Here is a 26825-nt window from a genome sequence, read left to right on the forward strand (position 1 = left end):
CGGCGGGGTGAATCCCCTCGCGGTCGCGGACGGTCACCCCTGACTGCCGCCGCCCCCACCGGTCCGGCCGAGGAAGGAGAGCAGGGCCGAGTTGACCTCCTCGGCGTGCGTCCAGAGCAGTCCGTGCGGGGCGCCCTCGATCTCCACGTACTCCGCCTCGGGCAGCTCCCGCCGGAAGCGGCGCGCGGTGGCGTCGATGGGCAGGATCTTGTCGGCCGTGCCGTGCAGGATCAGCGCCGGCTTGCCGCTGTCGCGGACCGCCCCGACGTCGGCGCGGAAGTCCTCGATCCAGGCGGGGACGACCGCGTAGGCGGCGACGGGGGCGCTCGATGTCGCCACGTTCCAGCTCGCGGTGACGGCCTCCTGGCTGATCCGGCTGCCGAGGTTCTGCTCAAGGTCGTAGAAGTCCGAGAAGAACTGTGTGTACCAGGCGTACCGGTCGTTCCTCGCCGCCGCCTCGATGCCGTCGAAGACCTCCTGCGGCACGCCCTCGGGGTTGTCCTCCCGGGCGACGAGGAACGGCTCCAGCGAGGCGAGGAAGGCGAGCGCCGCGACCCGGTCGTGCCCGTGCCGGGCGACGTAACGCGCGAGTTCGCCCGTGCCCATCGAGAAGCCCACCAGGACGACGTCCCGCAGGTCGAGCGTCTCCAGCACGGTGTTGAGGTCCGCGGCGAAGGTGTCGTAGTCGTAACCCGAGTTCACCTTCGAGGACCTGCCGAAGCCGCGGCGGTCGTAGGTGATGACGCGGTGCCCGGCGGCCAGGAGCTCGCGGGTCTGGCGCTCCCAGCTGTGCCCGTTCAGCGGATATCCGTGGATGAGGACGACGGGCCGGCCCGCGCCCTGGTCCTCGTAGTAGAGCTCGACCGGAGTGCTGTTCTCGGTCCCTGCGGTGATGTACCCCATGTGCTCGTCCTTTCCGAGTCGCCGCGGGCGTCGGGGCCCGTGGTGTCACATTCCCGGTGTTTCCTGTGTGGCCGCCGGTGAACCGGCATAAATGGCACATATCCGCCACTGGCCGCACGGAGGCCGGGCCTTCGGAAACCACCGCCGCACGGATTCCCGTCCGGCGGCTCCGCCCCACGCGCGTGCGGGCCCGTGGGGCCCGGTGGGTCACTCCGCCGGCGTCCGGCCGCAAGGTCCGGCGTGGTCGCAGTACGGCTGCCGGCGGCTCTGCCCGCAGCCGCACAGCACGGCCCTGGTCTCGGCGCGCGGGCCGTCCGCCGTGTCCACGCTCAGCTCACCGCGCACGGTCAGCTGCCCGGCGGGGCCGCGCGTGATCCGCGTGGGCCGGTCCGGGGTCTCCGCCGGGCCGTCCACGCGTTCGTGGCGCAGCGCGCCCGAGGGGCAGCGTTCCACCACCTCGACGAGGCGCTCGGCCTCGGCGCCGTCCGGCCGTATCCACGGGCGTTCGCCCAGGTCGAAGACGCCCGGGAGGCCGTTGACACATTCAGCGGCATGCAGGCACCGCCCGGCCTCGAACGTCACCGTGACGGACCGGCCCGTGTACGTCTTCTTCCCGCTCTTCGCGGTTCCGCTGCTCATAAGGGCCTCTCGCCGCCGTCCTGTCCGGTGTTCAGTCGCTGACCTTGCTGCGGGACTGGTACAGCAGGTCCTGGTACTCGGGGTGCCGGGCGATCCATCCCGCGAAGAACGGGCAGGTGGCCAGCACGCGAAGGTTCGCGGTGCGCGCCTCGTCGAGGGCGGTGCGGGCCAGCGCCGATCCGACCCCCCGGCCCTCGTGCTCCGGCCCGACCTCGGTGTGCACGAACGCGATGAGTTCCGGCGTCCGGATGTACTGCGCGAAGCCCGCGACGCCGGACTCCCCCTCGATTCGGGCCTCGTACCGCTTGGCCTCGGGAACGTCCTTCACTTCCACTGCCACGTTTCCTCCGTGCGCTCTCCGCGTGGGCATCCACGCCGGACCATCCAGTTGATGCATCAACTTACCTCACGCGCCAGTCATTCCCGTCCGCGCGCCACGAGGCCCCCGCGGGAGGCCGGCGGCGAGGCCCGGGGGGAGCACCCGCGGGAGGCCGGCCCGGCCGGGGCGCACCCACGGGGCCCGGGGCAGGACCCCGGTCCCCGTGGGTGCGGGGCGGGTCACCGGCCCTCGGCGGCCCGCCCCGGAAGAACCCCGGCCGGCCACCCCCACCCGGAGGCCTGGGCTTCCGCGCAGGAGGGGGCCGGCGCCGCCGTCAGGCGCCGCCGCCGGCGCGCGCCCCGAGAAGCTGCGTCTCCCAGGCGAAGGCCACGCCGGTGGCCCCGCCGTGCTGCGACTGGACCTCGGCGGCACCGGGCACGGTCTTCTCGCGGGCCCAGTCCCGCTGCCACTCACCCAGCACCGCCATCCAGGTGATCGGAACCACGCCCGCCTGGACCATGCGCCGCACCGCCATGTCGTGGCCCTCCTTGGAGCCGCTGCCCGAGGCGTCGGTGACGGCGAAGACGTCGAAGCCCTCACCGGCCGCCTGGATGGCCGGCATCGCCAGGCAGATCTCCGTCCAGAGGCCGGCGAGGATCAGCTTCTTGCGCCCGGTCGCCTTGACGGCGTCCACGACACGCTGGTCCTCCCAGGTGTTGATGAAGGTCCTGTCGATCGGCTTCTGCTCCGGGAACACCTCCTGAAGCCCCTGGATGATGAAGCCGCCGCGGTCCTCCAGGACGGTCGTGAGGATGGTCGGGACCTCGTACACCTTGGCGGCCTTCGCGAGCCCGACGACGTTGTTGACGACCATCGTCGGCTCGTGGCTGTTCAGGTTGGCGAACTGGAACGGCTGGTGGTCGATCAGTACGACGACGCTCTCCTCGGGCGTCAGCAGCGCGTCAAGACCGGCCTTGTTCTGGGCGCTCATGGGATTCCCCTCCCTGGAAGGTCGCGTCCGCGGGCCCCGGCCGGTGCCGGGGTCTCGATGCCTGTGGCAAGCCGGACACGAGCCGCCCGGCCGTCGACCCCGCACCATTTGGTTGACGCGTCACACAGATTAGAGGCGCAATGCTTGACACGTCAACTACCCCCAGGGCCGGGCCCTTGGCGGCACCCGAGGGGCGGGCCGGGACCCGCCCCGGCCCCTCACCCGAAGCCGACACCGGAAGCCACCGGGCGCCACGGGAGGGGTGCGGCGACTCCCGGAGAGGAGGGGGGACGGGGTGGCCGGAGGGGCCCCTTCCGCCGTCCTGCGCGACCACGGGGAAGGCGGCCACAGCGCCATACCGGGGCTCCCGGGATCTTCCGGGCGCCGGTCCGGAATCCGGCCGTGCCTGCCGGATGGATGAGCCGCACGCGGCCTCGTTACGCTCCCCCTATGGACGCACCACTTCGCCGGCTCACCCCGGAACAGTCGTCCGCCTGGTACAGCTTCATCCGCATGCAGGAGAAGCTCCTCGGACGGCTCACCCGCCGGGTTCAGGCCGACTCCGGGCTGTCCGCATCCGACTACATCGTGCTGGCCAAACTCACCGAATCCGGCGGGCGGATGCGCTCCATGGACCTGGCGAAGCTGGTGGAGTGGGAGAAGAGCCGGGTGTCCCACCAGGTCAGGCGGATGACGAACCGCGGCCTGGTGACCAAGGAGGAGTGCGCCGACGACGGACGCGGGGCGTTCATCGTCGTCACCGGGGCCGGCTACCGGGCGATCGAGGAGGCCGCCCCCATCCACGCCGGGCACGTCCACCGGCTGTTCGTCGAAGCCCTCACCCCCGAGGAACTCGCCACGCTCGCCCGGCTCTCGCAGCGCGTCCTCGCGCACATGGAGACACATCCCGACTGACGGACCGGACGGCACCGGGGAACGCACCCGACGACGTCATCGAACGCGCCGGAGGCTCACCGGCCCGGCCGGAACCGTCCGGCACGCCGGTTCTCCCGCCGGAGGAGCCCGGGTTCAGGAAGGGCCGGTCAGGCGGCTTCCGGCCGGACACCGGGCGGGGAGAGGGACGGCCTACCGGCCGCGCCCGCGGGCCGGCCTCTCGGCGCCCGGCAGCGCGGCGGCCGGGCGGAAACCCGGAGCCCGCAGCCTGGAACCCGAGAGCCGGCGGCCGGGGGCCGGGGCGCCGGTCAGCCCGGAACCCGGGTCAGGAAGGGCCGGTCAGGCCCCCGAGCCCGGGACCGGGCGGTCGCCGCCGGTGCGGTCCGCTCCGGCCGCCCCGCCGGCGGAGTCGTCCGCCGGGCCGGCGGCGCGGGCCGGGGGCACGGTCGCGCCCCGCTCCGCGGCCTCCGGGGCCCCGCCTTCCCCGGCGCCGGCGCCCTTCTCCTCGAAGTCGATCTTCGTGAACTGCCGGTTCATGTTCTTCATCAGCAGCCACACCGCCCCGCCGAGGAGGGCGAAGACGACGAAACCGAGGACGCCCGGGGTCACCTTGTTCTCGTCCAGCTCCTTGGCGAGCGGGACGAGCTGGTGCGCGGCCTGGTGGCCCCAGGCGGAGACCGGGGAGAGGGTGGAGTCGATGCTCATGAGGTCAATTCTCGCGGATGCCCGCGAAGAGGTCGTCCTCGGGGAGGGAGGTGTCCACGTGTGAGGTCACGAGCTCGTACTCCTCGGTCGGCCACACCTCCTGCTGGATCTCCATGGGCACCTGGAACCAGCCGCCGTCGGGGTCGATCTGGGTGGCGTGGGCGATCAGCGCCTTGTCCCGGACGGGGAAGAAGTCACCGCAGGGCACATAGGTGGTGAGGGTGCGCTCCTTGGGGGAGATGCTCTCCCAGCGCTTCAGCCAGGCCTCGTACGGCGACTCCAGACCGCGTTCCAGCAGCGCCTCGTGGAGGGCGAGGGTGCGGGGCTTGTTGAAGCCCTGGTTGTAGTAGAGCTTCAGCGGGCGCCAGGGCTCGCCGGCCTCCGGGTAGCGGCCGGGGTCGCCCGCGGCCTCGAAGGCCACCATCGTGATCTTGTGGGTCATGATGTGGTCGGGGTGCGGGTAGCCTCCGTTCTCGTCGTACGTGGTGATCACGTGCGGGCGGAACTCGCGGATCAGCTTCACCAGCGCGCCCGCCGCCTCGTCCACGTCCTGGAGGGCGAAACAGCCCTCGGGGAGCGGTGGCAGCGGGTCGCCCTCGGGCAGCCCGGAGTCGACATAGCCCAGCCAGGCCTGCTTCACGCCCAGGATCTGCCGGGCCTCGTCCATCTCCTTGGCGCGGACCTCGTGGATGTGCTGCTCGATGTAGGGGTCGCCCTGGAGCTTGGGGTTGAGGATGGAGCCGCGCTCGCCGCCCGTGCAGGTGGCGACCAGCACGTCCACCCCCTCGGACACGTACTTCGCCATGGTCGCGGCGCCCTTGCTCGACTCGTCGTCGGGGTGGGCGTGGACCGCCATCAATCGCAGCTGCTCGGTCAAGACTCGTCCTCGGTCAGTGGTCGCTGGCCCCCTCCGCCGTTCGGGAGACGGGTGCCTTCTATAGTGACCGAAGCGGGAACCGAATCATTCCGGGTTTCCGGGGCGCGGGAGGACTCCATGACAGCGACGCGCACCCCCCTCCCCCAGGGGCGGTACGGCCGGGTGGCCGGCGAGCGGTCCGACCGCACCCTGAAGGCCGTCGGCACGGTGCTCGGCGCCGCCCTGCTGGCGGGTGTGGGATGGCTCGGTTTCTCCTATGTGACCGGCCAGGACGTCAGCGGTGAGCTGATCAAGTTCAAGGTGGTCTCCGACGAGGAGGTCCAGGCCCACCTGGAGGTCCGCAAGGACGCCGCCACCCCCGGCCTGTGCACCCTCCGCTCACTCTCCGCGTCCGGCGCCGAGGTGGGCTGGAAGGATGTCCGCTTCGACGAGCGCGAGACCCGGGTGGACAAGGTCGTGAGCGTCCGCACCACCGAGCGCGGCTCCAGCGTCGAGCTGCTCGGCTGCCGGGCGGCCGGCGCCTCCTGACCCCACCGCCGGGGCCGGCGGACGGCCGCCCCGGGCGGCGCCGCGCCACCCCGCCGGAGCGCGGCCGGGTGGATCGCCCCACGCCGGAGTTTTTGTCCTCCCCCTTTTCCGCCGGAATTGTTAGGCTCGTGGTTTCGCCCGCCCGTGACGGCGCAAGTCTTCCGGGTAGGGCGTTGCTTTGTATATCCAGTACGGACAAGGAGCACCTGTGACCCAGACCAGCGACAACGTCACCTGGCTCACTCAGGAGGCGTACAACCGGCTCAAGGAGGAGCTGGAGTACCTGTCGGGTCCCGCACGCACCGAGATCGCCAAGAAGATCGAGGCGGCCCGGGAAGAGGGTGACCTGCGGGAGAACGGCGGTTACCACGCGGCCAAGGAGGAGCAGGGCAAGCAGGAGCTCCGGATCCGGCAGCTGACCCAGCTGCTTCAGCACGCCAAGGTGGGCGAGACCCCGCCGGACGACGGCGTGGTGGAGCCCGGCATGGTCGTCACCATCGCCTTCGACGGCGACCCGGACGACACCACCACCTTCCTCCTCGCCTCCCGCGAGTACGCCAGCTCGGACGTGGAGACGTACTCCCCGCAGTCCCCGCTCGGCCAGGGCGTGAACGGCAAGCGCGTCGGCGACGACGCGCGGTACGAGCTGCCCAACGGCAAGATGGCCTCGGTCAAGATCCTTGAGGCCAAGCCCTATCAGGGCTGAGGTCCGGGCGGCCGCCGGGCCCGGAGCCCGGGCGGCGGCCCGGTACCACCCGGCGGCGGCCGGACGCGCCGGACGGCCCGGCCCGTCCGGGAGATCCCACGGCACGCGAAGAACCCCCGGTGCGGCGCACCGGGGGTTCCGTCGTGGTGACGGCCACGCCGTGGCGGTGTCCGCCGCGCCGCCCGGGCCCCGGCCCCGGCCACGGGCCGGTGACCGGGGCGGCGGGCGGCGCGGCCCGCGTCAGGCGGCGGCGGAGCGGTACTTCCGGACGGCGAGCGTCCGGAACACCGCGATGATCACCACGGACCAGATCACGGACGCCAGGACCGGGTGCTGCATGGGCCAGGCGTCCGGCACCGGGTAGCCCTGCGGGAGGTTGCCGAACAGCTCCCGGCACGCCTGGACGGTGGCGCTGAACGGGTTCCACTCGGCGATGTGCCGCAGGAAGGCCGGCATGTTGCTGGAGGGCACGAAGGCCGTCGAGATGAACGTCAGCGGGAAGAGCCAGATCAGGCCGCCGGAGGTGGCCGCCTCCGGGGTCCGCACCGACAGGCCGATCAGCGCGCCGATCCACGAGAAGGCGTAGCCCAGCAGGAGCAGCAGGCCGAAGCCGGCCAGCATCTTCGGCACGCCCTCGTGGATCCGCCAGCCGACGAGCAGGGCGACCAGGGCCAGCACCACTATGGTCAGCGAGGTCTGCACCAGGTCGGCCAGGGTGCGGCCGGTGAGCACCGCGCCGCGGGCCATGGGCAGCGAGCGGAACCGGTCGATCAGGCCCTTGTGCATGTCGTCGGCGATACCGGCGCCGGCGCCCGCGGTGGCGAAGGTGACCGTCTGGGCGAAGATGCCCGCCATCAGGAACTCGCGGTAGAGACCGGAGTCCAGGCTGCCGCCGACGCTGATCGAGCCGCCGAAGACATAGCTGAACAGCACCACGAACATGATCGGCTGAATGAGGCCGAAGATGATCATCTCGGGGATGCGCAGCATCCGGATGAGGTTGCGGCGGGCGACGACCAGCGAGTCCTTCACGGACTGGACGATGCCGCCGCGCGGGCGCGGGGCGGCCGTATCCGCCCCCGGCTGGGTCAGGACGCTCACGCGGCGGCCTCCTCGGGCTGGTCGCCGTCCGCGCCGCCGGTCTCGGCGGCGTGGCCGGTGAGGGAGATGAAGACGTCGTCGAGGGTGGGGCGGCGCAGACCGATGTCGTCGATCTCCACCCCGCGGCCGTCGAGCTCGCGGATGACCTCGGCCAGCAGCTTGGCCCCGCCCGTGACGGGGACGGTGAGCCGCCGGGTGTGGGTGTCGACCGTCGTCTCGCCCTTGCCGAAGCCGCGCAGCACCTCCGCGGCGGTGGTGAGCTGCTCCGGCTCGTGCACCACGACCTCGACGCGCTCGCCGCCGGTGCGGGCCTTGAGCTGGTCGGAGGTGCCGCGGGCGATGACCTTGCCGTGGTCCACGACGCAGATGTCGTGGGCGAGCTGGTCGGCCTCCTCCAGATACTGCGTGGTCAGCAGCAGGGTGGTGCCACCGGCCACCAGCTCCTGGATGATCGACCAGAGCTGCTGGCGGTTGCGGGGGTCGAGCCCGGTGGTGGGCTCGTCCATGAACATCACCGGCGGGCTGACGACCAGGGCCGCGGCGAGGTCCAGCCGGCGCCGCATACCGCCGGAGTAGGTCTTGGCGGGGCGGTCGCCCGCGTCGGCGAGGTTGAAGCGTTCGAGCAGCTCGGCGGCGCGCGCCTTCGCGTCCCGCCCGCTCATCTGGTAGAGCTGGCCGACCATCTGGAGGTTCTCGCGGCCGGTGAGGTACTCGTCGACGGCGGCGAACTGGCCGGAGAGGCCGATGGAGCGGCGGACTTCGTTGGGCTGTTTCAGCACGTCGATGCCCGCCACGACCGCGGTCCCGCTGTCGGGCCGCAGAAGGGTCGTGAGGACGCGTACGGCGGTGGTCTTCCCGGCACCGTTCGGGCCGAGCAGGCCCAGAACCGTACCTTCGGGGACATCGAGATCAACGCCGTCCAGTGCCCGCACGTCACCGAAGGTCTTGACCAGACCTTCGGCGTAAATGGCGCCTGGCATGGAACTTCTCCTGTTGTATTGATTTTTCGGTGGCTGCTTCTGCTGGGCTGTGAGCTGGTGAGCTGACCGGGAACGCGCGAGGGCCCGCGCCGGAGGGTGACGGCCGGCCGCCCCACCGGGCGCCGGGCACGGCGGAGTGGAGCGGGGCCGCCACCTTACCGCACTCGCGATATATCGCGTCAGAGTTTCGCCATGTCCGTTTCATCCTCCTCGCCGCGCCGGACGCGGCAACCGGCCACGCGGGCCGACGGGCAGACAGGCCGCTGGACCGAGAGACCGACGGCCCCGGAAAGCACCGGCCCCACCGGCCACGGCCGCCCACTCACCCCCGTCTCCGCCGCGTGCCACCGGCCTCGCGGCGGCCTCACGGCCTCACGGCATGACCGTGTAACCGGCCTCCCGGATCACCTTCCGCACCTCCTCGCAATGGACCGGCCCCTGCGTCTCCAGCCGCAGCTCCACCTCGGCCTCCCGCAGCCCGAGCCGGGGATCCGTCCTGGCGTGGCTGACGTCGAGGACGTTGGCGTCCGCCTCCGACAGCACCCCGAGCAGCGTGGCCAGCGACCCCGGCCGGTCCGTGAGCCGCAGCCGCAGCGACAGGTAACGGCCCGCCGCCGCCATGCCGTGCCGCAGCACCTGCTGGAGCAGCAGCGGATCGACGTTCCCCCCGGAGAGGACCGCCACCACCGGGCCGCGGAACGCGTCCGGATCGGTCAGCAGCGCCGCGACCGGACTCGCCCCCGCCGGCTCGACCACCAGCTTCGCGCGCTCCAGACACAGCAGCAGCGCCCGCGAGAGCGCGTCCTCGGTGACCGTACGGACTTCGTCCACCAGATCGCCAACGATTTTGAACGGCACGTCCCCGGGCCGGCCCACCTTGATGCCGTCCGCCATCGTCGCCGGGGCGGCCAGGGCCACCGGCCGTCCGGCCGCCAGCGAGGGCGGGTACGCGGCGGCGCCCTCCGCCTGCACCCCGACCACCCGTACCTCCGGCCGCAGCGCCTTGACGGCCAGCGCGATCCCCGCGGCCAGCCCGCCGCCGCCCATACCGACCACGACGGTGCCGACGTCCGGGCACTGTTCGAGGATCTCCAGGCCCACGGTGCCCTGCCCCGCCACCACGTCCGGGTGATCGAAGGGGTGGATGAAGACCGCACCGGTGGCCCGTGCGTACTCCTGTGCGGCGTGCAGCGTCTCGTCCACCACCTGGCCGTGCGTGCGCACCTCGGCCCCGTACTCGCGGGTGGCGGCCACCTTCGGCAGCGGCGCGCCGACCGGCATGAACACCGTGGAACGCACCCCCAGCAGCGAGGCGGCGAGCGCGACACCCTGGGCGTGGTTCCCGGCGCTCGCCGCCACCACCCCGGCGGCCCGCTCCGGCGCCGACAGCCCGGCGATCCGCACATACGCGCCGCGCAGCTTGAACGAGCCTGTGCGCTGGAGGTTCTCGCACTTGAGGTGGACCGGAGCGCCCACCAGCCGGGACAGATGCCGGCTCCCCTCCATCGCCGTCACCCGGGAGACCCCGGAGAGCATCTTGCGCGCGGTCCGCACGTCGTCCAGGGACGGGGCGCGCACGGGGGCGGGAGGGGAGGCGGACTTGTGGTCCGCGTCGCAGCCATGGGTTGCAGCCATGAGGCCAGTCTCGCAGGACAGCCACGTCACATGCGTCTCTCACGTCACAGGTTCAACAGCTTCACCAAGGTTTCCGCCGGGTTCACCCGTCGCCCCGTCGCCGGTACGGGCGCGCGGCGCGTCCGCGTAACCTGTGGCACATCCCCTCCCCCCGCCCCCTCACGAAGTGAGCCCAGGCCATGCCCCCCACTCCGGACGCGACGCCCCCCGCCGCCGACGGCCTCCTCGACGACCTCCAGCACCAGGTCGCGGTCTTCGCCCGGCGCGCGGAGCAGACCCGGCTCGGCGGTGTCGGGCAGGTGCGCAACTCCATGGACCGCGCCGCCTACCTCCTGCTCAACCGGCTCGACCGGGAGGGCCCCACCGGGGTCAAGGCCCTCGCCGCCGGCATGGGCATCGACTCCTCCACCGTGACCCGCCAGGTGGCGCCGCTGGTCGACACCGGCCTGGTCAAGCGGGCCTCCCACCCCGAGGACGGACGCGCCGTCGTCCTGGAGCTCTCCCCCCGCGGCCGGGCCCGCCTGAACGACGTGCGCTTCTCCCGGCGCCGGCTGATGGAGCTGCTCACCGAGGACTGGACCGAGGACGAGCGGACCGACTTCTGCGCCCTGCTCACCCGCTTCAACGCCGCCCTCTCCGCACGCCACACCACCGTCACCGCCGCCGCGTCGCGCGACGTCTCCCGCGCCCCGGCCTCCTGACGCGCCTCCCCGTCCCCGCTTCCCCGTCCCGGACCCTCTGTCCCGCCTCCCCTCCCGGTGGAGGACCGCCGCTCGCGGGGAACACCGGGGCGGGCCACCTGCCCGCGCCCTCGATCGGCGTCCCCCGCCCCGGCCATGGGCCCGGGGGCGGGCCGGATCCGCCCTTGACACCCTCTTGACCGCCCCTGACCCGCTGCCGTCCCATGGAGTCCGGGAGGCGCTGTGCGGAAGCGACGGGCGGAACGGGACCGGCGCCGCAGCCAGGAGTTCGACGCCTTCGTCGCCGGCGCGGCCGGCCGCCTGCTGCACACCGCGACCCTGCTGACGGCCGACCTCCACGCCGCCGAACGACTGCTCACCGCCGCCCTGGCGCGCACCTACGCCCGCTGGGACCGGCTGCGCGGCGAGGACCCCTACGACGTGGCCCGCCAGGAGCTCGCCACCCGCTTCGCCCGCGCCGCGTGGCGCCGGCGCCACCCCCACGGCGGTGTCCTCGACGGGCTCACCCCCCGGGAACGGCTGGTCGTCGTCCTGCGCCTGTACGAAGGGGTCGCCGAGGAGCAGACCGCCGCGCAGCTCGGGCTGGACGAGGACCGGGTACGGGCGATCTGCCACCGCTCCGTCGCGCTGCTGCGCTCCACACCACGGCCCGCCCTCGGCGCGTCCGTCCCGGCGGCGGCCCGGGCGGCTCCGGGTTCGGCGCCGTGGCGCACGGAGTCCCCGGCCGCGCTTTCACCGTCTCCACCCCCGGCGCCGCGGCTCGCCACGGATCCGCCCCCGGCGCGGCCCGGAGGGCTCCCCGCCGGGCCCGCGCGCGCCGGCGCGGGGAACGCCGGTGGCGGCGGTGACCACGGCGCGGGGCCCGGCTCCCGCTCCGCGTACGGGCGTCCGCCCGCGCCGGGAGGGCCTCCGCCGTGAGCCTCCCCGATCTTCCCGGCGTCCCGGACCCCAAGCAGGAAGCGGTCCGGCGGATGCTCGACGGGCCGCACCCGCCCGTGCCGCCGGACCTCGCCGCGCGCGCGGCGGCCCGGGGCGGGCGGGCGCTGGCCCGGCGCCGGTTCCTCCGCTCCCTGCTGGCCGTCACCGTGGCCGCGGCGGGGGTCGCGCTCCTGCTGTGGCTGCTCGTCACCCAGCCGTGGGCCGCGCCGGAGACGACGAGCCCGCCGATCGGGGGCCTGTGAGACGGGCCCGAGGCGGGTACCGGGGCTGATGGCCGGGGTCCGGCCCGGTGCGGCGGGGCCCCTCGCGCGCGGCGCGCCCGGCCGTCCCACGCCCGGCCCGCCGCCCGGGGCCGTGCGCCGTCTCCGGCGCCCCGTCCCCGCCGTCCCGCTCCAGCCGATCCAGTCGAGCCAGCCGATCCAGCCGAGCCAGTCGAGCTAGCCGAGCGCCTGCGTCAGGTCCGCGAGCAGGTCGTCGGCGGCCTCGATGCCGACCGACAGCCGCACCAGGTCGGAGGGCACCTCCAGCGCCGAGCCCGCCGCCGAGGCGTGCGTCATCCGGCCCGGGTGCTCGATCAGCGACTCGACACCGCCGAGGGACTCCCCGAGCGTGAAGAGCCGGGCCCGGTCGCAGACGTCCACGGCGGCCTGTTCGCCGCCCGCGACCCGGAAGGACACCATGCCGCCGAAGCCGCGCATCTGCTTGGCGGCGGTCTCGTGCCCGGGGTGCTCCGGCAGGCCGGGGTAGAGGACGCTCGTCACCTTCGGGTGCGCGCTCAGCATCTGCGCGACGCGCTCGGCGTTGGCGCTGTGCCGGTCCATCCGGACGGCGAGGGTCTTGATGCCGCGCAGCACCAGCCAGGCGTCGAACGGGCCGGCGATGGCGCCCATGGCGTTCTGGTGGAAGGCCAGTTCCTCGCCGAGCGTGTCGTCGTTCACGACCAGCGCGCCGCCGACGACGTCCGAGTGGCCGCCCATGTACTTGGTGGTGGAGTGGACGACGACGTCCGCCCCGAGCGCCAGCGGCTGCTGTAGATAGGGGCTGGCGAAGGTGTTGTCCACCAGCAGGCGCGCGCCGGCGGCGTGCGCGACCCCGGCGACCGCCTCGATGTCCGTGATGCCCAGCAGCGGGTTGGACGGGGTCTCGACCCAGACGAGCTTGGTGCGGGGGGTGAGCGCCGCGCGCACGGCCGCCGGGTCGGCGGAGTCCGCGACCGACCAGGTGACGCCCCAGCGCTCCGCCACCTTCGCGAACAGCCGGAACGTGCCGCCGTAGGCGTCGTTCGGGATGACCACGTGGTCGCCGGGGCTCAGCACCGTGCGGAGCAGGCAGTCCTCGGCGGCGAGGCCGGAGGCGAAGGCCAGCCCGCGGCGCCCGCCCTCCAGCGCGGCGAGGTTCTCCTCCAGCGCGGTGCGCGTCGGGTTCGCCGAACGGCTGTACTCGTAGCCCCCGCGCAGGCCGCCGACCCCGTCCTGCTTGTAGGTCGAGACCTGGTAGATCGGCGGGACGACGGCGCCGGTGGCCGCGTCGGCCTCCTGGCCCGCGTGGATGGCAAGGGTCTCGAAGCTCGTCGCTCCGTGCTGCTGGTGCTGGTCGCTCATGGGCCCGAGAGTAATACCCGGGGGCCCGCCACCCGGAACTCCCGCACGCGCCCGGGAGTAGGAAAGGGAGAGGCGCGACACTGGGGGTGGGCACCGCCGTGCCGGAGGGCGGCAACCGCGCCGGGCGGCACCGCCCGGCCACCGCCACCGGCCCGCCGTGCGGGGGTCGGCCCGGCCGGGGCCCGGACGGCCCGGACAGCCCGGACGCCTCTTGACCGCCCGGCGGCCCCGACCGCCCCCGCCCCCACGCCGCCGACAGCCCGACAGCCCGACCGCCAGGACACCGACAGGATCTCCGATGGACCCTCTTCTCCTCCTCATCGCCCTGACCATGATCGCCGCTGTCGTGCTCGTCTTCGTACGGCGCTCCCGCGCGAACCGCCCGTACACCCAGGCCATGGCGGGCTCGGGCGCGTCCGGGCCGGACGCCTACGGGTTCCTCCCGGCCGACCACCTCGACGTCCGCCTGCCCGGCCCCGACCCGGACCTCGCGGAGGCGCTGGAGGAGCTGGAGCGCACCCAGGACTGGCGGGCGGCGCAACGGGTGCTCACCGCCACCGGGGACAACCCGGAGCTGCGCTGGCAGCGGGTGCAGACCCTGGCGGGCGCGGCGGCCCACGAGCTGGCGGAGCGGCCCGGCGAGGGCGGCCGCTGGCTGCGGACCTGGCGGGTGGAGGCGCCCAAGGACCCGGGCGGCGCGGTGGTGCACGCCGAGTTCCTGCTCCGGCAGGCGCGGCAGACGGCGGCCGTCTCCGGCGCGGGCTCGGACGAGCACCGGATCATCCTGGAGGAGGCGCGTTCCGTCTGCGCCGACGCCGCGCTGCTCGCCCCCGGCGACCCCACCCCGTACATCGTCGAACTGGCGATCGCCCGTGGCCTCGGCTACCGGGAGGCGGACTTCGAGGAGCTGTGGTCCACCGTCACGGCCCGCGCCCCGCACCACATGGGCGCGCATCTGGCCGCGCTGCACTACTGGTGCGAGAAGTGGCACGGCTCGCGGGAGCAGGCCGACGCGTTCACGCACCGCGCCGCGGCCTCCGCTCCGGAGCGCTCCCTGCTGCCCGCCCTGCCGCTGTTCGCGGTCTTCGAGCACCTGTCCGAGGTCAACACGGTCCGCAGCCTGTATCAGAGCGACGTCATCACCAAGGCCGTCGAAGGCGCCCTCTACGCCACCCGCAGCGCGCCGTCCGACCACCCGGTGCTGCCGCACGTACGCCACCTGCTGCTGTGGTTCCTGGTGCGCGCGGAACGCTGGCAGGAGGCGATGGAGCAGGTCGCGCAGGTGGACGGCCACGTCGGCGCCGTCCCGTGGTCCTACGGCGCCCATCCGGCGGCGGAGTACGCGGCGCACCGCGCCATGGCCGTCGCGGGCTGGGAGGCCACGGGCGGCACCCCGGCGACGCTGCCGCGCTGAGGGGATGTGGCCGCCGGCCGGGGGGCGGGTCCGGGGGTCTCTGGGGCTGGGGCTGGGCCCTTCCGGGGGTTGGGCCCGTCTGGGGGCTGGGTCCGTCTGGGGGCTGGGTCCGTCTGGGGGCTGGGTCCGGGCCCGTCCGGGCCCCAGGGTCCGGGGCCCGCTCCGGGCTTGGGGCTCCGGGCTCCGGGCTCCGGGCTCCGGGCTCCGGGCTCCGGGCTCCGGATGAGCACACGGCGGACCCGGGGCCCGGACGGGACGCGTCGCCGCCCCGCGGAACCGGGACCGCGTGGCCATGCCACCGATCCGAGGACGGACCCGCAGGGGCGTGCCCTGGACCCGAGGACGGGGTCGCCGGTGGGCCTGGCGCCGACCCGACGAGCCGCAGGAGCACCCCGCTGAACTGGGGTGTCCCGCTCACCGGAAGCGACCGAAGACATGCGGTGACCAGGCCATGACCACCGGTGCCCGGCCGCACCCGGCCGGCGGTCCGCCCTCCGGGTGCGGAATGCCCGGCCCCCGTCCTACGTTGGCGGAAGCGGACACCGCACCCGGAGGAGCGCCCTGATGTTCTGGACCCGCACGCCACAGCTGCCCGAGCCCGACCAGGCCCTGAAGGGCCGCGCGGAGCCGGCCTACACGCTGTCCGAGCGCCACACCGTCCTCGGCAACCCCCTCCTGGGCCCGTACCCGGAGGGCCTGGAGGTCGCCGACTTCGGCCTGGGCTGCTTCTGGGGCGCCGAACGCAAGTTCTGGGAGACCCCGGGCGTCTGGACCACCCTCGTCGGCTACCAGGGCGGCTCCACGCCGAACCCGACCTACGAAGAGGTGTGCAGCGGCCTCACCGGCCACACGGAGGCCGTCCGCGTCGTCTACGACCCGAACGCCGTCAGCTACGAGACGCTGCTGAAGGTCTTCTGGGAGTCGCACGACCCCACCCAGGGCTTCCGCCAGGGCAACGACGTCGGCACCCAGTACCGCTCGGCGATCTACACCCACTCCCCCGAGCAGCAGCGGGCGGCGGAGTCCTCCCGCGACTCCTACCGGTCCGTCCTGGCCGCCCGCGGCTACGGCGACATCACCACGGAGATCCTCCCCGCCGAACCCCGCACCTTCTACCCGGCCGAGGCATACCACCAGCAGTACCTGGACAAGAACCCGGCCGGCTACTGCGGCATCGGCGGCACGGGCGTCAACCTAAGTGACCCTTCCGCCTGGGGCGGCGCCTGCCCGACAGGTCTGGCCAAGACGGAGGACTGACCACGGCTTCCCCGGTCTGCTGATCATCCCGTCCCGTGGGTACGTTCGGGCTGAAGCAGGGCATGTGCCGCCGTCTGCCTCGGCGGCACGTGCCCGTGGGGCACGACCAAGGGGAGTTGGTCCGGCATGGCGTCCGACGCTGCTGGAAGCGTGGAAGAGGGATTCACCTCGGCGGAATCCGCTCGGGTCATGACGGCGGCCTGCCGGTCCGCCGGGCTCGACAGCGACGGCGCGCGGCTCATTCGCTTCGGTGAGAACGCACTGTTCCGGCTGGCCGCGCACCCGGTCATCGTCCGCATCGCGCGCTCCACGGACTACCTGTCCTCGGTGCGCACGGAGGTCGCCGTATCCCGCTGGCTGGCCGGTGAGGGTTTCCCGGCCGCTCGCGTCGTGGACGACCTCGAACAACCGGTGGTGGTCGCGGGCCGCCCGGTGACCTTCTGGCGGCTGATCGAGGAGGGCGACCGCAAAGCCACCTACGGCGAACTGGGCGGCATCCTGCGCGACCTGCACGCCATGCGCCTCCCCGACGGCCTGGAACTGCCGCCCTACGAGGTGTTCGGCCGCACCGAACTGCGCATCGAAAGGGCCAACGGCATACCGGAGGACGACCGGGAGTTCCTGCGCAAGCGAGGCCGTGAACTGGCCGACCGGCTGGCGGAACTACGTTTCGAGTCGGCCAGGGGCCCGGTCCACGGCGACGCCCACGCGCAGAACCTCATGGTCGACCGCAGCGGCCAGGTCCTCCTGATCGACTTCGAGGCGTTCGGCCACGACCACCCGGAATGGGATCTGATGGTCACCGCCACCGAACACCACAGCCTCGGATGGCAGACGACCGACCAGTACGCCGCGTTCGCCGGCGCCTACGGCCGGGACCTGCGCGACTGGGCCGGTTTCCCGGTGCTGCGCGGCATCCAGGAGTTCAAGATGACCACCTGGCTCATGCAGAACATCGCGGAGAGCCCGCGCGTCGCCGAGGAGTACGCCCACCGCATCGCCTCCCTGCGGGACGAGGACGCTCCCCGCCACTGGCACCCGGGCTGACCTCGATCGGCTCCGCCGCGCTCCGCCTCACTCCTCGTCGTCCAACTCGGCCAAGGCGTCGCGCACCTGCTCATTGAACCGCTGAACTGCCGGGCCGCCGTACGGGGAAGCCTGGTCCTGGAAGTCGGTCACGTATCGCACGAAGCGGGCCGACTGGAGGGCGTCCCCGTCCTCGACGGCCAGACTCGCCGTGTGCACGGCCGCTTCCAGATCGCCATTGAGGAGTTGACTTCCGGCGAGCACCATGCGGCAGAACCCGACTGTGCGGGCGTACTTCGGGTCGGTGAGCGCAACAGCCCGTTCCGCGTAGCGCACTGCTTCGTCGCCTCGCCTGAGGTCCCGGAAACAGTGGCAGAACTCCCCCACCAACTCGGCCTCGTCCATGTAGGCCAGCCAGTCGGGATCGTCACCGCTGTCGGCCCGCTCGAAGTAGCGTTCGGCCTCGTTCATGGCGCGGGCGGCGCCCTTGTGATCCTGCGCGGTGGACAAGGCGCGGGCTTCGTGGGCGGCGAACAACGCCATGGCACGCGGTGTGGCCGTACCCCGGCCGCCTTCCAGCGACGCACGGGCGAGTTGCACGGCGCGTGGCACCTGGCCCAGGTAGTTGGCCTGGTGGCTCATGTTGGTGAGGATGCGGGCGCCCATCGTCCGATCGTCGATCACCTGAGTGAGGCGCAGGGTCGCCACCATGTAGCGGTTGGCGATCGAGTGATTCCCGGTGTCGTACGCGGTCCATGCGAGCAACTGCGCGGTCTCCGCCGCCGCCTCGTAGAGGGCCTTCCCCACCCGGGAGCTGTAGCTGCCGTTCAGCAGCGGCAGGACATCCTCACGGAAGTAGTGACGTAGGGCCTTGTGGCCGTGCCCGCCGCCGAACTTGAAATCCAGATGCATGAACATGTCTGCGGCGGTCCGTATCGCCGCGACATCACGCATGCCGACGCGGCGCCCTTGAGATGCCTCCGACGTGAACCCGTCCGGGCGGGAAACGAGCCAGGAGAGCACGGCCGCGTTGACGTCTCCCTCGGGTAAGAGGTCGGCGCCTGCCTGCTCGTCCTCGGGGCGGAGCTGCGTCAGGCCGTTGAGTTGTTCAAGGGCCTCCGGCAGCGAACGCGCGTACCCGATACGAGCCACGGAGGATGGAGAGCCCGACTTCATGCCGGGGAAGCCAATGTCGGTCGGCGTGATCCTCCGGCCGGTCTTCTCGCTCAGCGCATCGGCCAGGAACACCGCCGTCTGCGGCTGAATGCCTCCGCCGTCCAGCCAGCGCTGCACGGCGACATGGGTGGTACCGACATGGACGCCCCGCAGCGCCGCGATGTCCCGAACTCGCCTGGCGAGCCCCTTGTTCGAAGCGCCGGCCTCGGCCATGACAGCGGCCAGTCGGTGATTGCGTTCTCTGCTCACGCGCTCTGCCTCCCGAGAAGGCTCCGGGCACCCATCCTTACACCGAACCCGGGCCAACGGTCAGGGGGTTCACCCTTGAACCCCCTCATGGACCCGTGCGAACCCCCGGTGTGCGCGTGAACCCCCGGTGAACACTCCCGTCTTCACGATCACCGTCGTTGACTGACTCACCAGAGGGCGGGGCGCCGCTCGCACCAACAGCCGAAGGGGTACCCATGGATACTCGCGAGGTAGCGCACGAGCCGCTGCTGCGGGCAGCGGGACAGGCTTCCCTGGATCCGACGACCCTTTCCGCGCCCACTCAGTTTCGCGCAATAGTGCTCGACGCCGACGCGCTGGACACCGCTCGTGTCGCGCGTCGTAGCGCCGCCGAAGCGCTGCATGACTGGGGTCTTTCGGGTCTGCTGGACGACGTGGCTCTCTGCGTGTCCGAGCTGGTCGGCAACGCCGTGCATCACGCGACGCCCGATGGCTGGCAACGGATGCTCGGCGGCCCACGGCGCATCACCGTGGCGTTCCGGGCCTGGCCGAAGTGGTTCTTCATCGAGGTGTGCGACGAGGATTCCACTCCGCCGATGCTCCCGATCGGGGACCTCCTCGACCCGGCGGTCTTCGGAACCGCACCCGGCTCGGCTCTGCCCGATCACGGACGTGGGCTGTTCATCGTGCAGAGTCTCGCGGACGCGACGTGGTGGGCCCCTCGCGACACCGGCGACAAGAGCGTCTTCTGCCGCTTCGACACCAACGGCGAGGCCGACCGGTGACCGCCCCACAGACTCCGTGGAGGCCACAGGCAGCCGACGCCCGGGCAGCGCCTACGGGTTCGGGTGGCCTCCCCGGGGACCGCGCCGAGAGCGGCGGTTTCACTCCAGCGCGGTGGGTGGCTCCCCAGGGGGCGGGTTCCCCTCCTGTCCCCGGGGAGCTGCCCGACACCCCCCATACCTGCGGTGAAGAGCTGGAGGAACCGATGCTGGCAGCACTGGTACGACGCGGTGACGTGGTGGAGGCCAGAGGCCAATGGCTGGAGGTAAAGGCGGTACGCATACAGCGGCACGCTGCCGGGGGCCAAGCCGTAACCCTCATCTTTCAGGAGGCCCCGGCCCTCCGCCTCCCGGCCGGCAATGACGTGCAGGTGCGGCGGGGCCACCGGAGGGCGGGCCGGTGACCATCCGCTCACGTATGCGCTTCGTGCGATGGTCCCTGACCATCGCCCCCGACGCCGAGGAACGCACCTACGCGGCGGGCTGCACCACGTGTGACGAAACTCCGGATGAGTCGATGGAGCGGGGCGCCCTCGAACTGTGGTGCCTCCGCCACGCGGGCCGGACGGGCCACAGAAGCTTCCGGATGACCGCGACCAGCCTCCTCCTCGCCACGCAGTTGGAGGGGCCCGTGCCGCACTGATCCCGTACGAAAACGATCACCACAGATGAGAACCGGGCCACCCCCTCAACCCTGGCAGGCACAGGGGTGGCCCGGCGGAGATCCCGGAGGACCCCGGCGCCGATGGTACCGGGGCACTTCCGCGTGCCCCACACCAACTCGGCCCCAGAGCAGCAGAGTTCAAGCGACGATCTGGAAGAGGGGTGCGGGCCGATGTACGACCCGGAGGATGCAGGGTTCACGAGCGAAGATCTCGACCCGGAAGCGGTCCTGTGGGTCCGGGGCGTCGACTACCTGTCAGGGTGGCGAGATGCAACGAACGCGGCGGACGACCTGGCCAACGCCCTCAATGCGGCGGACCTGCGCTCGGCGGACGTCCAACTCCGAGCCGCGACCAGGGCAGACGGCTCGGGAGTCGTCCACCTGAAGTGCTCCCCCGAAACGGCACGCGAGGTGGCCAGGCTCCTGGGATAACGCAGCGACCTACTGGCCCTGAGCTTGGGAATTACCGGCGGTCTTGGGGCGGAAAGTTGTGCTGACCTGTGTATATGCCCGTCCCGCCTGTTCCGAGAACGGACTCGACGTGACCGCTGTTACCCGGGGTTCACCGCCCCTTCTGGCACGCATCTGGCACGGACCTTCACCCAGACGCGGCTCTGGGAACCTCAGCCACAGAAAGTCAGCCACGACGGCGGGTGCGCCGACTGACCAGGCGCGCGTATGCCTCGCCGTACCGACCACCGGGCTCAGCCATGATGCTCCGAGTGAAAGCCGATGGCCGACGGACACGAGCGGTCACGGACCCCCGCGCGCGGGGGCGAGTTCGCTGCTGAACCACCTGTAGCACTACCGGGTGGGTATCCGGCCGGTACGATGCGGAGGCTGGGCAGTGTCCACGCGATGGGGGAGGGACCATGAGGATCAAGGACCCGGAATACCCGGCAGCTGTCGAAGCGGCCGTAGAGATCCTGCGGAAGCGGGCTCAGCAGGGACGGACCCTCACGTACGGTGAGCTGAGCGCCGAGTTGGCGGCACAGGGCTTCGACTCCATCCCGCCTCACCGCGGAGTCATGACCTACCTGCTCAAGGATGTCTGCCTCTACCGCAACGAAGACGGACGAGCCCCCATGCTCTCAGCGATCGTGGTGAACAAGGCCAGCCGGGAGCCATCCGGCCAATTCTCAGGCCTTGCCCAAAGCTTGCCCTTCTCTCGGCCGGCCAACTGGAACTGGCGAGACGAGCAGCAGCAGGTATTCGCTCAGCACCGCGAGGAGTGACGTGTGCCCTCACCCCCCGCTTTAGGAGAGAGGCAGGGTGATCTCGGGCCTGAGCTGCGGCTTTTGCAGGCCGAGGAAGCAAGCGGCTACTCGACCGCGGCACGCCGGTGTTGACCTCTGTTGCCTCCTGCATCTGGCACGGTTGTGGCACGAGCCTCAGCCGACGACAGCCAGCCACGACAGCGGGTGCGCCGACCGACCAGGCGCGCGTGTGCCTCGCTGTACCCTCGCCGACCTCAGCCACGCTGCCAGTGTTGTCGACTAGAGCAAGCCACGACGGTCGGTACGTGATGGCGGCGCATGAGCCCTCAGCTTAGGAAGCAGCGAGCATCGCGGGCCTGTCGTCGGCGCTGACCTGCTTGAACCGCAGGTTCGTAACCTCTGCGGGCTCGACTGCTTTCACCGTGATTCCCCGCTGCTCCCCGCTCGATCTGGTGCGCTTGTGGTGCGGTTACCTACGAACCGGCGCGTCTGCACGTGCCTTAAAGGTGTTGCTTGGTTGCCCTGACCAGTCGGCTGATGTCGTCACGGGTCCGTACCCTGGCAACGTCTAGTTCTGTTCTGCTGTCCGTCTTGGACAGCGTCGTAACGTCTGCGAGCAAGTCCTCCGCGGCCTGGCTCAGAGTCACGTCATCGGTGAGCATCTGTGCCCGGAACAGTGCTTCTTGGGCGTTGGAGCGCAGGTCGTAGGCACGGATCCGTACCGTGTCGGGGTCCTCCGGTGGTGGCTGTTCGTGCTCGCAGAACCATAGGTGAACGAGGCAGCGGCGGTAGTTGACCAATGCGCCGGCGTAAGCGGAGTAGGCATCGAGTCGTTCCTGCCGGAGCTTCTCTTGGCGGGTGAACTGGTGGCTCCTGTCGGCGGTGCGCTGCTGGAACGCCAGGGTGATCCCCGAACCAAGCAGCGTCCCTAGGACGGCTATGCCGCTGGCGATGATGGTCTCCACCGCCCAAGCTGATCACGCATCGAGGGTCCTCCGTGGGGCGTTGCCCAACCCCGATGCCAACACGCTTTCCAACTGTCTGAGGAGTTGGGTCTCCTACCTGCGACTATCGGCGTCTGGCGCGTGCAGTGCGCCTGACTTGTGGTCCGATCTGGCGCTGACTCCCTCGCTCCCCGGCTGTCTGGTTCGGCCCCCTCAGCTGTGGGCATCCAGCCGGTCAGCTTAGGCTGACATCACTTTGACACCATCGGGGTATTGAGGTACACGGGAGGCTATGCGACTCTGAAGTCTTTGAGCACCTGCAGGGGGGGGCATATGAATGAGCGCATTCTGGCGTTATACGAAATGGCGTTCCGGGACCGTTACCAGGAATCTTTCGAAGATGAGTTCCAGGAGTTCTTCTCGGAGATAATGGAGCGAGCCTATCCCGATGGCGACTTTGTTCGTGTCAGGCCCTGGGGAAACTCCGGAGACGAGAAAAATGACGGATACCTGATATCTCAGCGTACGGTTTTCGCCGTGTACGCCCCACGGAAGCCCACGGCTTCAGGCATTCGGGCGAAGATTGAGAGCGACTTCAATGGGTGCCTCCCTTTTTGGGACGAGTATCTTGACCAATGGGTATTCGTCCACAATGACCGTGAAGGACTCGGGCCGGATGCGCTGAAGACAATCCTTGAGCTCAATAGAGCGCATGGGGACAAGGTGGCCGCCCCCTGGGGGCGGGAAGCCCTATGCAAGCGCGTGATGGACCTCGGAATCAGCAATCTGCGGGCGCTCTTCCCTAGTGTTCCCTCGATGGCAGACTTCGTAGAGACGGGAATGGAGCAAATCCAGCCAGTCCTCGATCATCTGGAGCGCGCTCGCGTACCTGGTCGTCCTGATAGGCGTCCGGTGCCTGAGGATAAGATCGAGTACAACCTTCTGTCAGAAGCGACACGCTTCCTCATCACTATGGGCATGCAGCCAGCGCATTTGGTAAGAAATTACTATAGGCGCGTGAGTGATGAGCTTCTTAGGGACCAAACGGCTCAAGCCTTCTCCGAGAAGTATCAGGAACTGCGCGGTACTGGTCAGAGCCCGGATGAGATCTACTGGGAGCTCCGCAAGTGGGTTGGTGGCATCGGCCCATCGAGTCCTGCTCGCGAAGTGGCCGTATACGGCGTGCTCACGTACTTTTTTGAAGAGTGCGATATATTCTTGCGGCCAGAGGAAGGCCAGGAAGAATGATCTTGCCAACTAAGGGAGTGTCTGCCGATAGGGCCCTGCTGACCGTGGGCGCTCAAATCATACGCGAATTGGACGAGCCGAGCACTGTGAGCGGACTATGGCACTTGGTGCGAGTCAAGCGGGCCCAAGATGAAAATTCTACTCCCCTTACATTTGACTGGTTTGTATTGGCGCTCGATCTCCTGTTCGCGGTCGGGGCAATTCGAACGGGGCCAGCAAACACACTTAGGCGGGCAACGTGATTAAGCGAATTTTCAGCACAATGCCCTCCTTTAAGGAGATCCACCTTCACGCCGGGTTGAATATTCTTCTCGCGGATGTCAGGCCGGAATCGAAGGAGGTTGACACTCGGAACGGGGTTGGCAAGAGCAGTTTGATTGAGTTGCTTCACTTCCTCATGGGTGGCAATGCAGATCCGAGTAGCCTGTTCCGCAATGAAGCCCTTGTGAACTTCGAGTTCGGCCTAGAAATTCTCGCTCCACAGCGTGACCCTTCAGCAGAGCCCTCTTATATCACCGTACGCCGTTCTGGAGTTCAGCCGTCGAAGATTCATATCGATGGTTGGGAGAGCGTGCTGGGTAGCCCCAGCGTGACCGTCTCCAACGCCGTTTGGAAGTCTCTTATTGCGAAACACTTCTTCGGTATCTCCGATCTAGAGAACGCTGGAAACTCTGGCCCATCTGCACGTTCTCTGCTGTCATACCTGATTAGGCGTCAGGCAAGTGGCGGGTTTCAGGAGACGGTAAAGCACACGAGTCAACAGTCAACTGTTGATCAGCAAGTGAATATCTCCTACCTGCTAGGGCTAGACTGGTCAATTCCCCGAGACTGGGAAAAAGTTCGCCAGCGCGAGAAATCTCTGCGAGAGCTAAAAAAGGCGGCGAAAGATGGAGCTCTAGGTGACCCTGTGGGTAAAACAGCCGAGCTTCGAGCCTCTCTTGCAATTGCTCAAGCAGGTGTTACGCGGCTGAGTGAGCAGCTGAAGAGCTTTCGTGTGGTCGAAGAGTACTCGGAGTTGCAAAGTGAAGCCACTCAACTCAGTAGAAAAATCGCCGAGTTCAACGATGAGAACACTCTGGATCGCCGGTACCTAGATCGGCTGAGCAATGATTCGAAAACAGAACCAGTTCCCGATCCAGAGAACCTAAGGCTTCTTTATGATCTTGCTGGAGTTGAGCTTCCCGGCGTCGCTCTTGCTGCCTACGAAGATGTTCAGCGCTTTCATGAATCTGTCGTTGCGAATCGGCGCACGTACCTGCGTGAAGAGATCGTAGCTACTGAGGCCCGGATCGCGGCACGTGAGAAGGAGATTGGAACACTCGATCGTCGGCGTGCCGAAATTATGGCCTTGCTGAGTGCGGGCGGCGCTCTGGAAACGTTCCTGGAAATGCAAAAGGAGCTTGGCCGGCGGGAAAACGAAGTTGAGCGCTTGACCAAGCAGTATCAAGCTGCTGAAGCGCTCGAGTCGCAGCAGGTCACATTGGGGCTAGAGCGGCAGCAACTTCAAGAGCGTTTGCAGCGCGATTTTCGCGAGCGTTCAGATAGCGTAGACCGGGCTGCCGTAGTGTTCCAAGATTTGTCACACTCCATCTATGGCGATAGGGGAGGACTGCTGGCAATTTCTAACACGGATAATGGACCAAAGTTCAATGTTAGTATCGATGGTGAGCGAAGCAAGGGTATTACAAACATGCTCACCTACTGCTTTGACCTCACTTTGATTCGTATCGCATTGTCTCAGGGTAGGGCTCCTTCATTTGTGGCTCACGATAGCCACATCTTTGATGGAGTTGACAGTAGGCAAATCGCAGCTGCCATTAGGACCGGCAAGGAAGAATGCGATGAGCACGGCTATCAACATCTAATTACTCTGAACAGTGACAACTTGCCGAATGTCGAGGGCGTGGATCTTGCCGCCGTTATATTGCCAGTCCGCCTTACAGACAAGTATGACGATGGAGGCCTGTTCGGCCTGCGATTCCGCTAGTAGCAGTGTGAGGTCGGTGGAGCGGCTTTGGGGTGGCGCTGCTTTGGCGCGAGTGATCATGGCCCCGTAAGCTTCCGGCGCGTCGGGCAGTCTGTGGACCTGCCCGGTAAAGCACGACGTTGGGGCCATGATCTTCGAGGCTCGCGCCAAAGTGGCTCCGTAAAGCCGTGGAGCCGACCGCCCCAGCCACGACGTACCCCTCCTCTGGCATCAGGCGGCCGATTGCTGTGAGCGCGGCACGGGCGCCGGCCGGGCTGGAGCGGGGCGGAGACAGGAGCGCAGGCCCGGCCGGGGGCCGTGCCGCGCGCGGTGAGCGGAGCGAGCCGCCTTGAGTAAGTGAAGACAGGTTTCGACAGGTCGCCGGTTCAGGCGGTGGCCTGTGCCTGTTCAGAGCTGGTGGCGGTGATGCGGTAGGTGAGTTGGGCGTGGTCGCCGCTGGTGGTGAGTTCTTCGAGGATCAGTGGGCGGTCGTCGGTGCCGTGGGTGGTGCGGGTGGCGTGGATGACGGGGACGGCGTCGGCGAGCTGGAGCGTGGTGCGCTCGTCGGGGAGTGGCATTCGCGCGCGGGTGGTCTCCGTCCAGGACAGGTGATGTCCGGCCTCGGTGAGCAGCGCATAGATGCGCTCCGGTGCCGCATCGGGGTTCTCGGCCAGGTCGGTTCCCTCGGCGGTGGTGAAGGGGATGAGGGTCCGGTGCAGGGCTCGGGTGCCGGTGGTGGGGTCGGTGAGGAGGCGGTCTACGCCGAAGAGGGCTTCGCCTTCGTCCAGGCCGAGGAGTGGGCCCGTCGTGGCCGTGGTCGTCGTGCGGTGGACGGTGGGTTCTTCGGCCGGCTTCCACGCCTCGTGGCCGGTGGTGAAGTTGCCTGCCTGGTCCCGGGTGACGGTGCGTTCGAGGGTGAGGACGGGGTTTGCGGTGCTGCGGACGAAGCTGCCCTTGCCGTGGATGACTTCGATGAGTCCTTCGGTCCGCAGGGCGGCGATGGCGTTGCGCACGGTGGGGCGTGAGACGCCGTAGCGGGCGATGAGCTGGGTTTCTGAGGGCAGGGGCGCGCCGGGTGGGAACTCCCCGGTGGTGATGGCGTCGCGGATGGCGGCGGCCACCTGCTGGTAGAGCGCTCCGGGGCGCTGGATCTCTCCCATGGGTGCCCCGCTGGGGGCTCGGGGTCGCGGGACCCCCGCCTCACTGCGGGAGGTCAGGAAAGACCGACAGTCGGTTACACCGCAGCGGTCACCATTCGGCAAGTGGTGCCCGAGCACCATGGGACTCGGTCCCCGTCACCGGAGGGTGCAGGAGAGTCACGGGAGAGGTGCGACGACGAGTTGGAAGCTCTCACCCGGGCGATGGACGGCCGACTCGGAATCCG

At 69.8% G+C, this 26825-nt stretch carries 27 protein-coding genes and 1 pseudogene; 15 read left to right on the top strand and 13 right to left on the bottom strand.

Annotated elements, in window-relative coordinates:
• Positions 1–33: 33 nt before the first annotated feature.
• The 4 genes from HCK00_RS08320 to HCK00_RS08335 all read right to left on the bottom strand — a co-directional run bounded on the left by HCK00_RS08320 (position 34) and on the right by HCK00_RS08335 (position 2852).
• Positions 34–903, bottom strand: a complete 870-nt coding sequence (locus HCK00_RS08320) for an alpha/beta fold hydrolase (protein WP_168101156.1) — start codon at positions 901–903, stop codon at positions 34–36.
• A gap of 207 nt (positions 904–1110) precedes the next feature.
• Positions 1111–1542 (bottom strand): (4Fe-4S)-binding protein, encoded by a 432-nt coding sequence (locus HCK00_RS08325; protein ID WP_168101157.1) that lies wholly within the window; start codon positions 1540–1542, stop codon positions 1111–1113.
• A gap of 31 nt (positions 1543–1573) precedes the next feature.
• Positions 1574–1882, bottom strand: a complete 309-nt coding sequence (locus HCK00_RS08330) for a GNAT family N-acetyltransferase (protein WP_168101158.1) — start codon at positions 1880–1882, stop codon at positions 1574–1576.
• Between the two features lie 313 nt (positions 1883–2195).
• Entirely contained in the window at positions 2196–2852 is a 657-nt protein-coding gene (locus HCK00_RS08335; RefSeq protein ID WP_168101159.1) for a hydrolase, read from the bottom strand.
• Between the two features lie 450 nt (positions 2853–3302).
• On the opposite strand from HCK00_RS08335, the gene HCK00_RS08340 reads away from it, so the two are divergent.
• The gene (locus HCK00_RS08340; RefSeq protein ID WP_168101160.1) at positions 3303–3767 is read left to right on the top strand and encodes a MarR family winged helix-turn-helix transcriptional regulator; all 465 of its coding nucleotides are present in this window, start codon (positions 3303–3305) and stop codon (positions 3765–3767) included.
• Positions 3768–4085: 318 nt separating this feature from the next.
• On the opposite strand, the gene HCK00_RS08345 is transcribed toward HCK00_RS08340, so the two are convergent.
• Positions 4086–4451 (bottom strand): hypothetical protein, encoded by a 366-nt coding sequence (locus tag HCK00_RS08345; RefSeq protein WP_168101161.1) that lies wholly within the window; start codon positions 4449–4451, stop codon positions 4086–4088.
• 4 nt (positions 4452–4455) lie between these two features.
• Positions 4456–5328: a mycothiol conjugate amidase Mca gene (gene mca, locus HCK00_RS08350; protein WP_168101162.1), complete on the bottom strand. Its 873-nt coding sequence runs from the start codon at positions 5326–5328 to the stop codon at positions 4456–4458.
• 117 nt (positions 5329–5445) lie between these two features.
• Here mca and HCK00_RS08355 point away from each other — a divergent pair, with 117 nt between their 5' ends.
• Both HCK00_RS08355 and greA read left to right on the top strand, forming a co-directional pair.
• Positions 5446–5856: a DUF4307 domain-containing protein gene (locus HCK00_RS08355; RefSeq protein WP_168101163.1), complete on the top strand. Its 411-nt coding sequence runs from the start codon at positions 5446–5448 to the stop codon at positions 5854–5856.
• 208 nt (positions 5857–6064) lie between these two features.
• On the top strand, positions 6065–6562 hold the full coding sequence (greA, locus tag HCK00_RS08360; RefSeq protein ID WP_168101164.1) for a transcription elongation factor GreA: 498 nt from the start codon (positions 6065–6067) through the stop codon (positions 6560–6562).
• A 240-nt stretch (positions 6563–6802) separates the two neighbouring features.
• Here greA and HCK00_RS08365 read toward each other — a convergent pair whose 3' ends face one another.
• From HCK00_RS08365 to ilvA, 3 genes are all read right to left on the bottom strand, one after another.
• Complete coding sequence (locus HCK00_RS08365; RefSeq protein ID WP_375781933.1) at positions 6803–7663, bottom strand: ABC transporter permease; 861 nt, start codon at positions 7661–7663, stop codon at positions 6803–6805.
• On the bottom strand, positions 7660–8643 hold the full coding sequence (locus HCK00_RS08370) for an ATP-binding cassette domain-containing protein (RefSeq protein WP_168101165.1): 984 nt from the start codon (positions 8641–8643) through the stop codon (positions 7660–7662). The genes HCK00_RS08365 and HCK00_RS08370 overlap by 4 nt, the downstream gene beginning before the upstream one ends.
• A gap of 372 nt (positions 8644–9015) precedes the next feature.
• On the bottom strand, positions 9016–10179 hold the full coding sequence (gene ilvA, locus HCK00_RS08375; protein ID WP_240965407.1) for a threonine ammonia-lyase: 1164 nt from the start codon (positions 10177–10179) through the stop codon (positions 9016–9018).
• A 278-nt stretch (positions 10180–10457) separates the two neighbouring features.
• Here ilvA and HCK00_RS08380 point away from each other — a divergent pair, with 278 nt between their 5' ends.
• From HCK00_RS08380 to HCK00_RS08390, 3 genes and pseudogenes are all read left to right on the top strand, one after another.
• Positions 10458–10979, top strand: coding sequence for a MarR family winged helix-turn-helix transcriptional regulator (locus HCK00_RS08380; RefSeq protein WP_168101167.1), 522 nt, complete (start codon positions 10458–10460; stop codon positions 10977–10979).
• A gap of 222 nt (positions 10980–11201) precedes the next feature.
• Positions 11202–11672 (top strand): annotated as a pseudogene (locus tag HCK00_RS27465) (sigma factor-like helix-turn-helix DNA-binding protein); the annotation flags it as partial.
• Between the two features lie 221 nt (positions 11673–11893).
• Positions 11894–12160 carry a hypothetical protein gene (locus tag HCK00_RS08390; protein WP_311765212.1) on the top strand — a complete coding sequence of 89 codons (267 nt, stop codon included), beginning with the start codon at positions 11894–11896 and terminating at the stop codon, positions 12158–12160.
• Between the two features lie 195 nt (positions 12161–12355).
• On the opposite strand, the gene HCK00_RS08395 is transcribed toward HCK00_RS08390, so the two are convergent.
• Positions 12356–13519, bottom strand: coding sequence for a cystathionine gamma-synthase (locus HCK00_RS08395; protein ID WP_168101169.1), 1164 nt, complete (start codon positions 13517–13519; stop codon positions 12356–12358).
• A 298-nt stretch (positions 13520–13817) separates the two neighbouring features.
• Here HCK00_RS08395 and HCK00_RS08400 point away from each other — a divergent pair, with 298 nt between their 5' ends.
• From HCK00_RS08400 to HCK00_RS08410, 3 genes are all read left to right on the top strand, one after another.
• On the top strand, positions 13818–14933 hold the full coding sequence (locus HCK00_RS08400; protein WP_168101170.1) for a hypothetical protein: 1116 nt from the start codon (positions 13818–13820) through the stop codon (positions 14931–14933).
• Positions 14934–15497: 564 nt separating this feature from the next.
• The gene (gene msrA / locus HCK00_RS08405) at positions 15498–16190 is read left to right on the top strand and encodes a peptide-methionine (S)-S-oxide reductase MsrA (RefSeq protein ID WP_168101171.1); all 693 of its coding nucleotides are present in this window, start codon (positions 15498–15500) and stop codon (positions 16188–16190) included.
• 126 nt (positions 16191–16316) lie between these two features.
• On the top strand, positions 16317–17237 hold the full coding sequence (locus HCK00_RS08410; RefSeq protein ID WP_168101172.1) for a phosphotransferase enzyme family protein: 921 nt from the start codon (positions 16317–16319) through the stop codon (positions 17235–17237).
• A 27-nt stretch (positions 17238–17264) separates the two neighbouring features.
• Here HCK00_RS08410 and HCK00_RS08415 read toward each other — a convergent pair whose 3' ends face one another.
• Positions 17265–18641: an NsdA family TPR-like regulatory protein gene (locus tag HCK00_RS08415; protein ID WP_168101173.1), complete on the bottom strand. Its 1377-nt coding sequence runs from the start codon at positions 18639–18641 to the stop codon at positions 17265–17267.
• Between the two features lie 215 nt (positions 18642–18856).
• Here HCK00_RS08415 and HCK00_RS08420 point away from each other — a divergent pair, with 215 nt between their 5' ends.
• The 3 genes from HCK00_RS08420 (at position 18857) to HCK00_RS08430 (ending at position 21301) form a co-directional block, all read left to right on the top strand.
• Entirely contained in the window at positions 18857–19405 is a 549-nt protein-coding gene (locus HCK00_RS08420) for an ATP-binding protein (protein WP_168101174.1), read from the top strand.
• Between the two features lie 415 nt (positions 19406–19820).
• Positions 19821–20045 carry a DUF7848 domain-containing protein gene (locus tag HCK00_RS08425; RefSeq protein WP_168101175.1) on the top strand — a complete coding sequence of 75 codons (225 nt, stop codon included), beginning with the start codon at positions 19821–19823 and terminating at the stop codon, positions 20043–20045.
• 893 nt (positions 20046–20938) lie between these two features.
• Entirely contained in the window at positions 20939–21301 is a 363-nt protein-coding gene (locus HCK00_RS08430; protein WP_168101176.1) for a hypothetical protein, read from the top strand.
• A gap of 482 nt (positions 21302–21783) precedes the next feature.
• Here the strand turns inward: HCK00_RS08430 and kilB are convergent, their stop codons facing one another.
• Positions 21784–22248 carry a plasmid transfer protein KilB gene (gene kilB, locus HCK00_RS08435; RefSeq protein WP_168101177.1) on the bottom strand — a complete coding sequence of 155 codons (465 nt, stop codon included), beginning with the start codon at positions 22246–22248 and terminating at the stop codon, positions 21784–21786.
• A gap of 312 nt (positions 22249–22560) precedes the next feature.
• Here kilB and HCK00_RS08440 point away from each other — a divergent pair, with 312 nt between their 5' ends.
• From HCK00_RS08440 to HCK00_RS28425, 3 genes are read left to right on the top strand one after another with little or no spacing between them, the layout of a single operon-like run.
• The gene (locus HCK00_RS08440; protein WP_168101178.1) at positions 22561–23475 is read left to right on the top strand and encodes an ABC-three component system protein; all 915 of its coding nucleotides are present in this window, start codon (positions 22561–22563) and stop codon (positions 23473–23475) included.
• Positions 23472–23717 carry an ABC-three component system middle component 6 gene (locus HCK00_RS28695; RefSeq protein ID WP_078915164.1) on the top strand — a complete coding sequence of 82 codons (246 nt, stop codon included), beginning with the start codon at positions 23472–23474 and terminating at the stop codon, positions 23715–23717. The genes HCK00_RS08440 and HCK00_RS28695 overlap by 4 nt, the downstream gene beginning before the upstream one ends.
• A complete protein-coding gene (locus tag HCK00_RS28425; protein ID WP_168101179.1) occupies positions 23714–25462 on the top strand; it encodes an ABC-three component system protein in 1749 nt (582 codons plus the stop codon). The genes HCK00_RS28695 and HCK00_RS28425 overlap by 4 nt, the downstream gene beginning before the upstream one ends.
• Before the next feature lie 365 nt (positions 25463–25827).
• Here HCK00_RS28425 and HCK00_RS08450 read toward each other — a convergent pair whose 3' ends face one another.
• Positions 25828–26601, bottom strand: coding sequence for a GntR family transcriptional regulator (locus tag HCK00_RS08450; protein WP_168101180.1), 774 nt, complete (start codon positions 26599–26601; stop codon positions 25828–25830).
• Positions 26602–26825: the final 224 nt, after the last annotated feature.

Source organism: Streptomyces zingiberis, assembly GCF_012034935.1.
Classification (GTDB): Bacteria; Actinomycetota; Actinomycetes; order Streptomycetales; family Streptomycetaceae; genus Streptomyces; species Streptomyces zingiberis.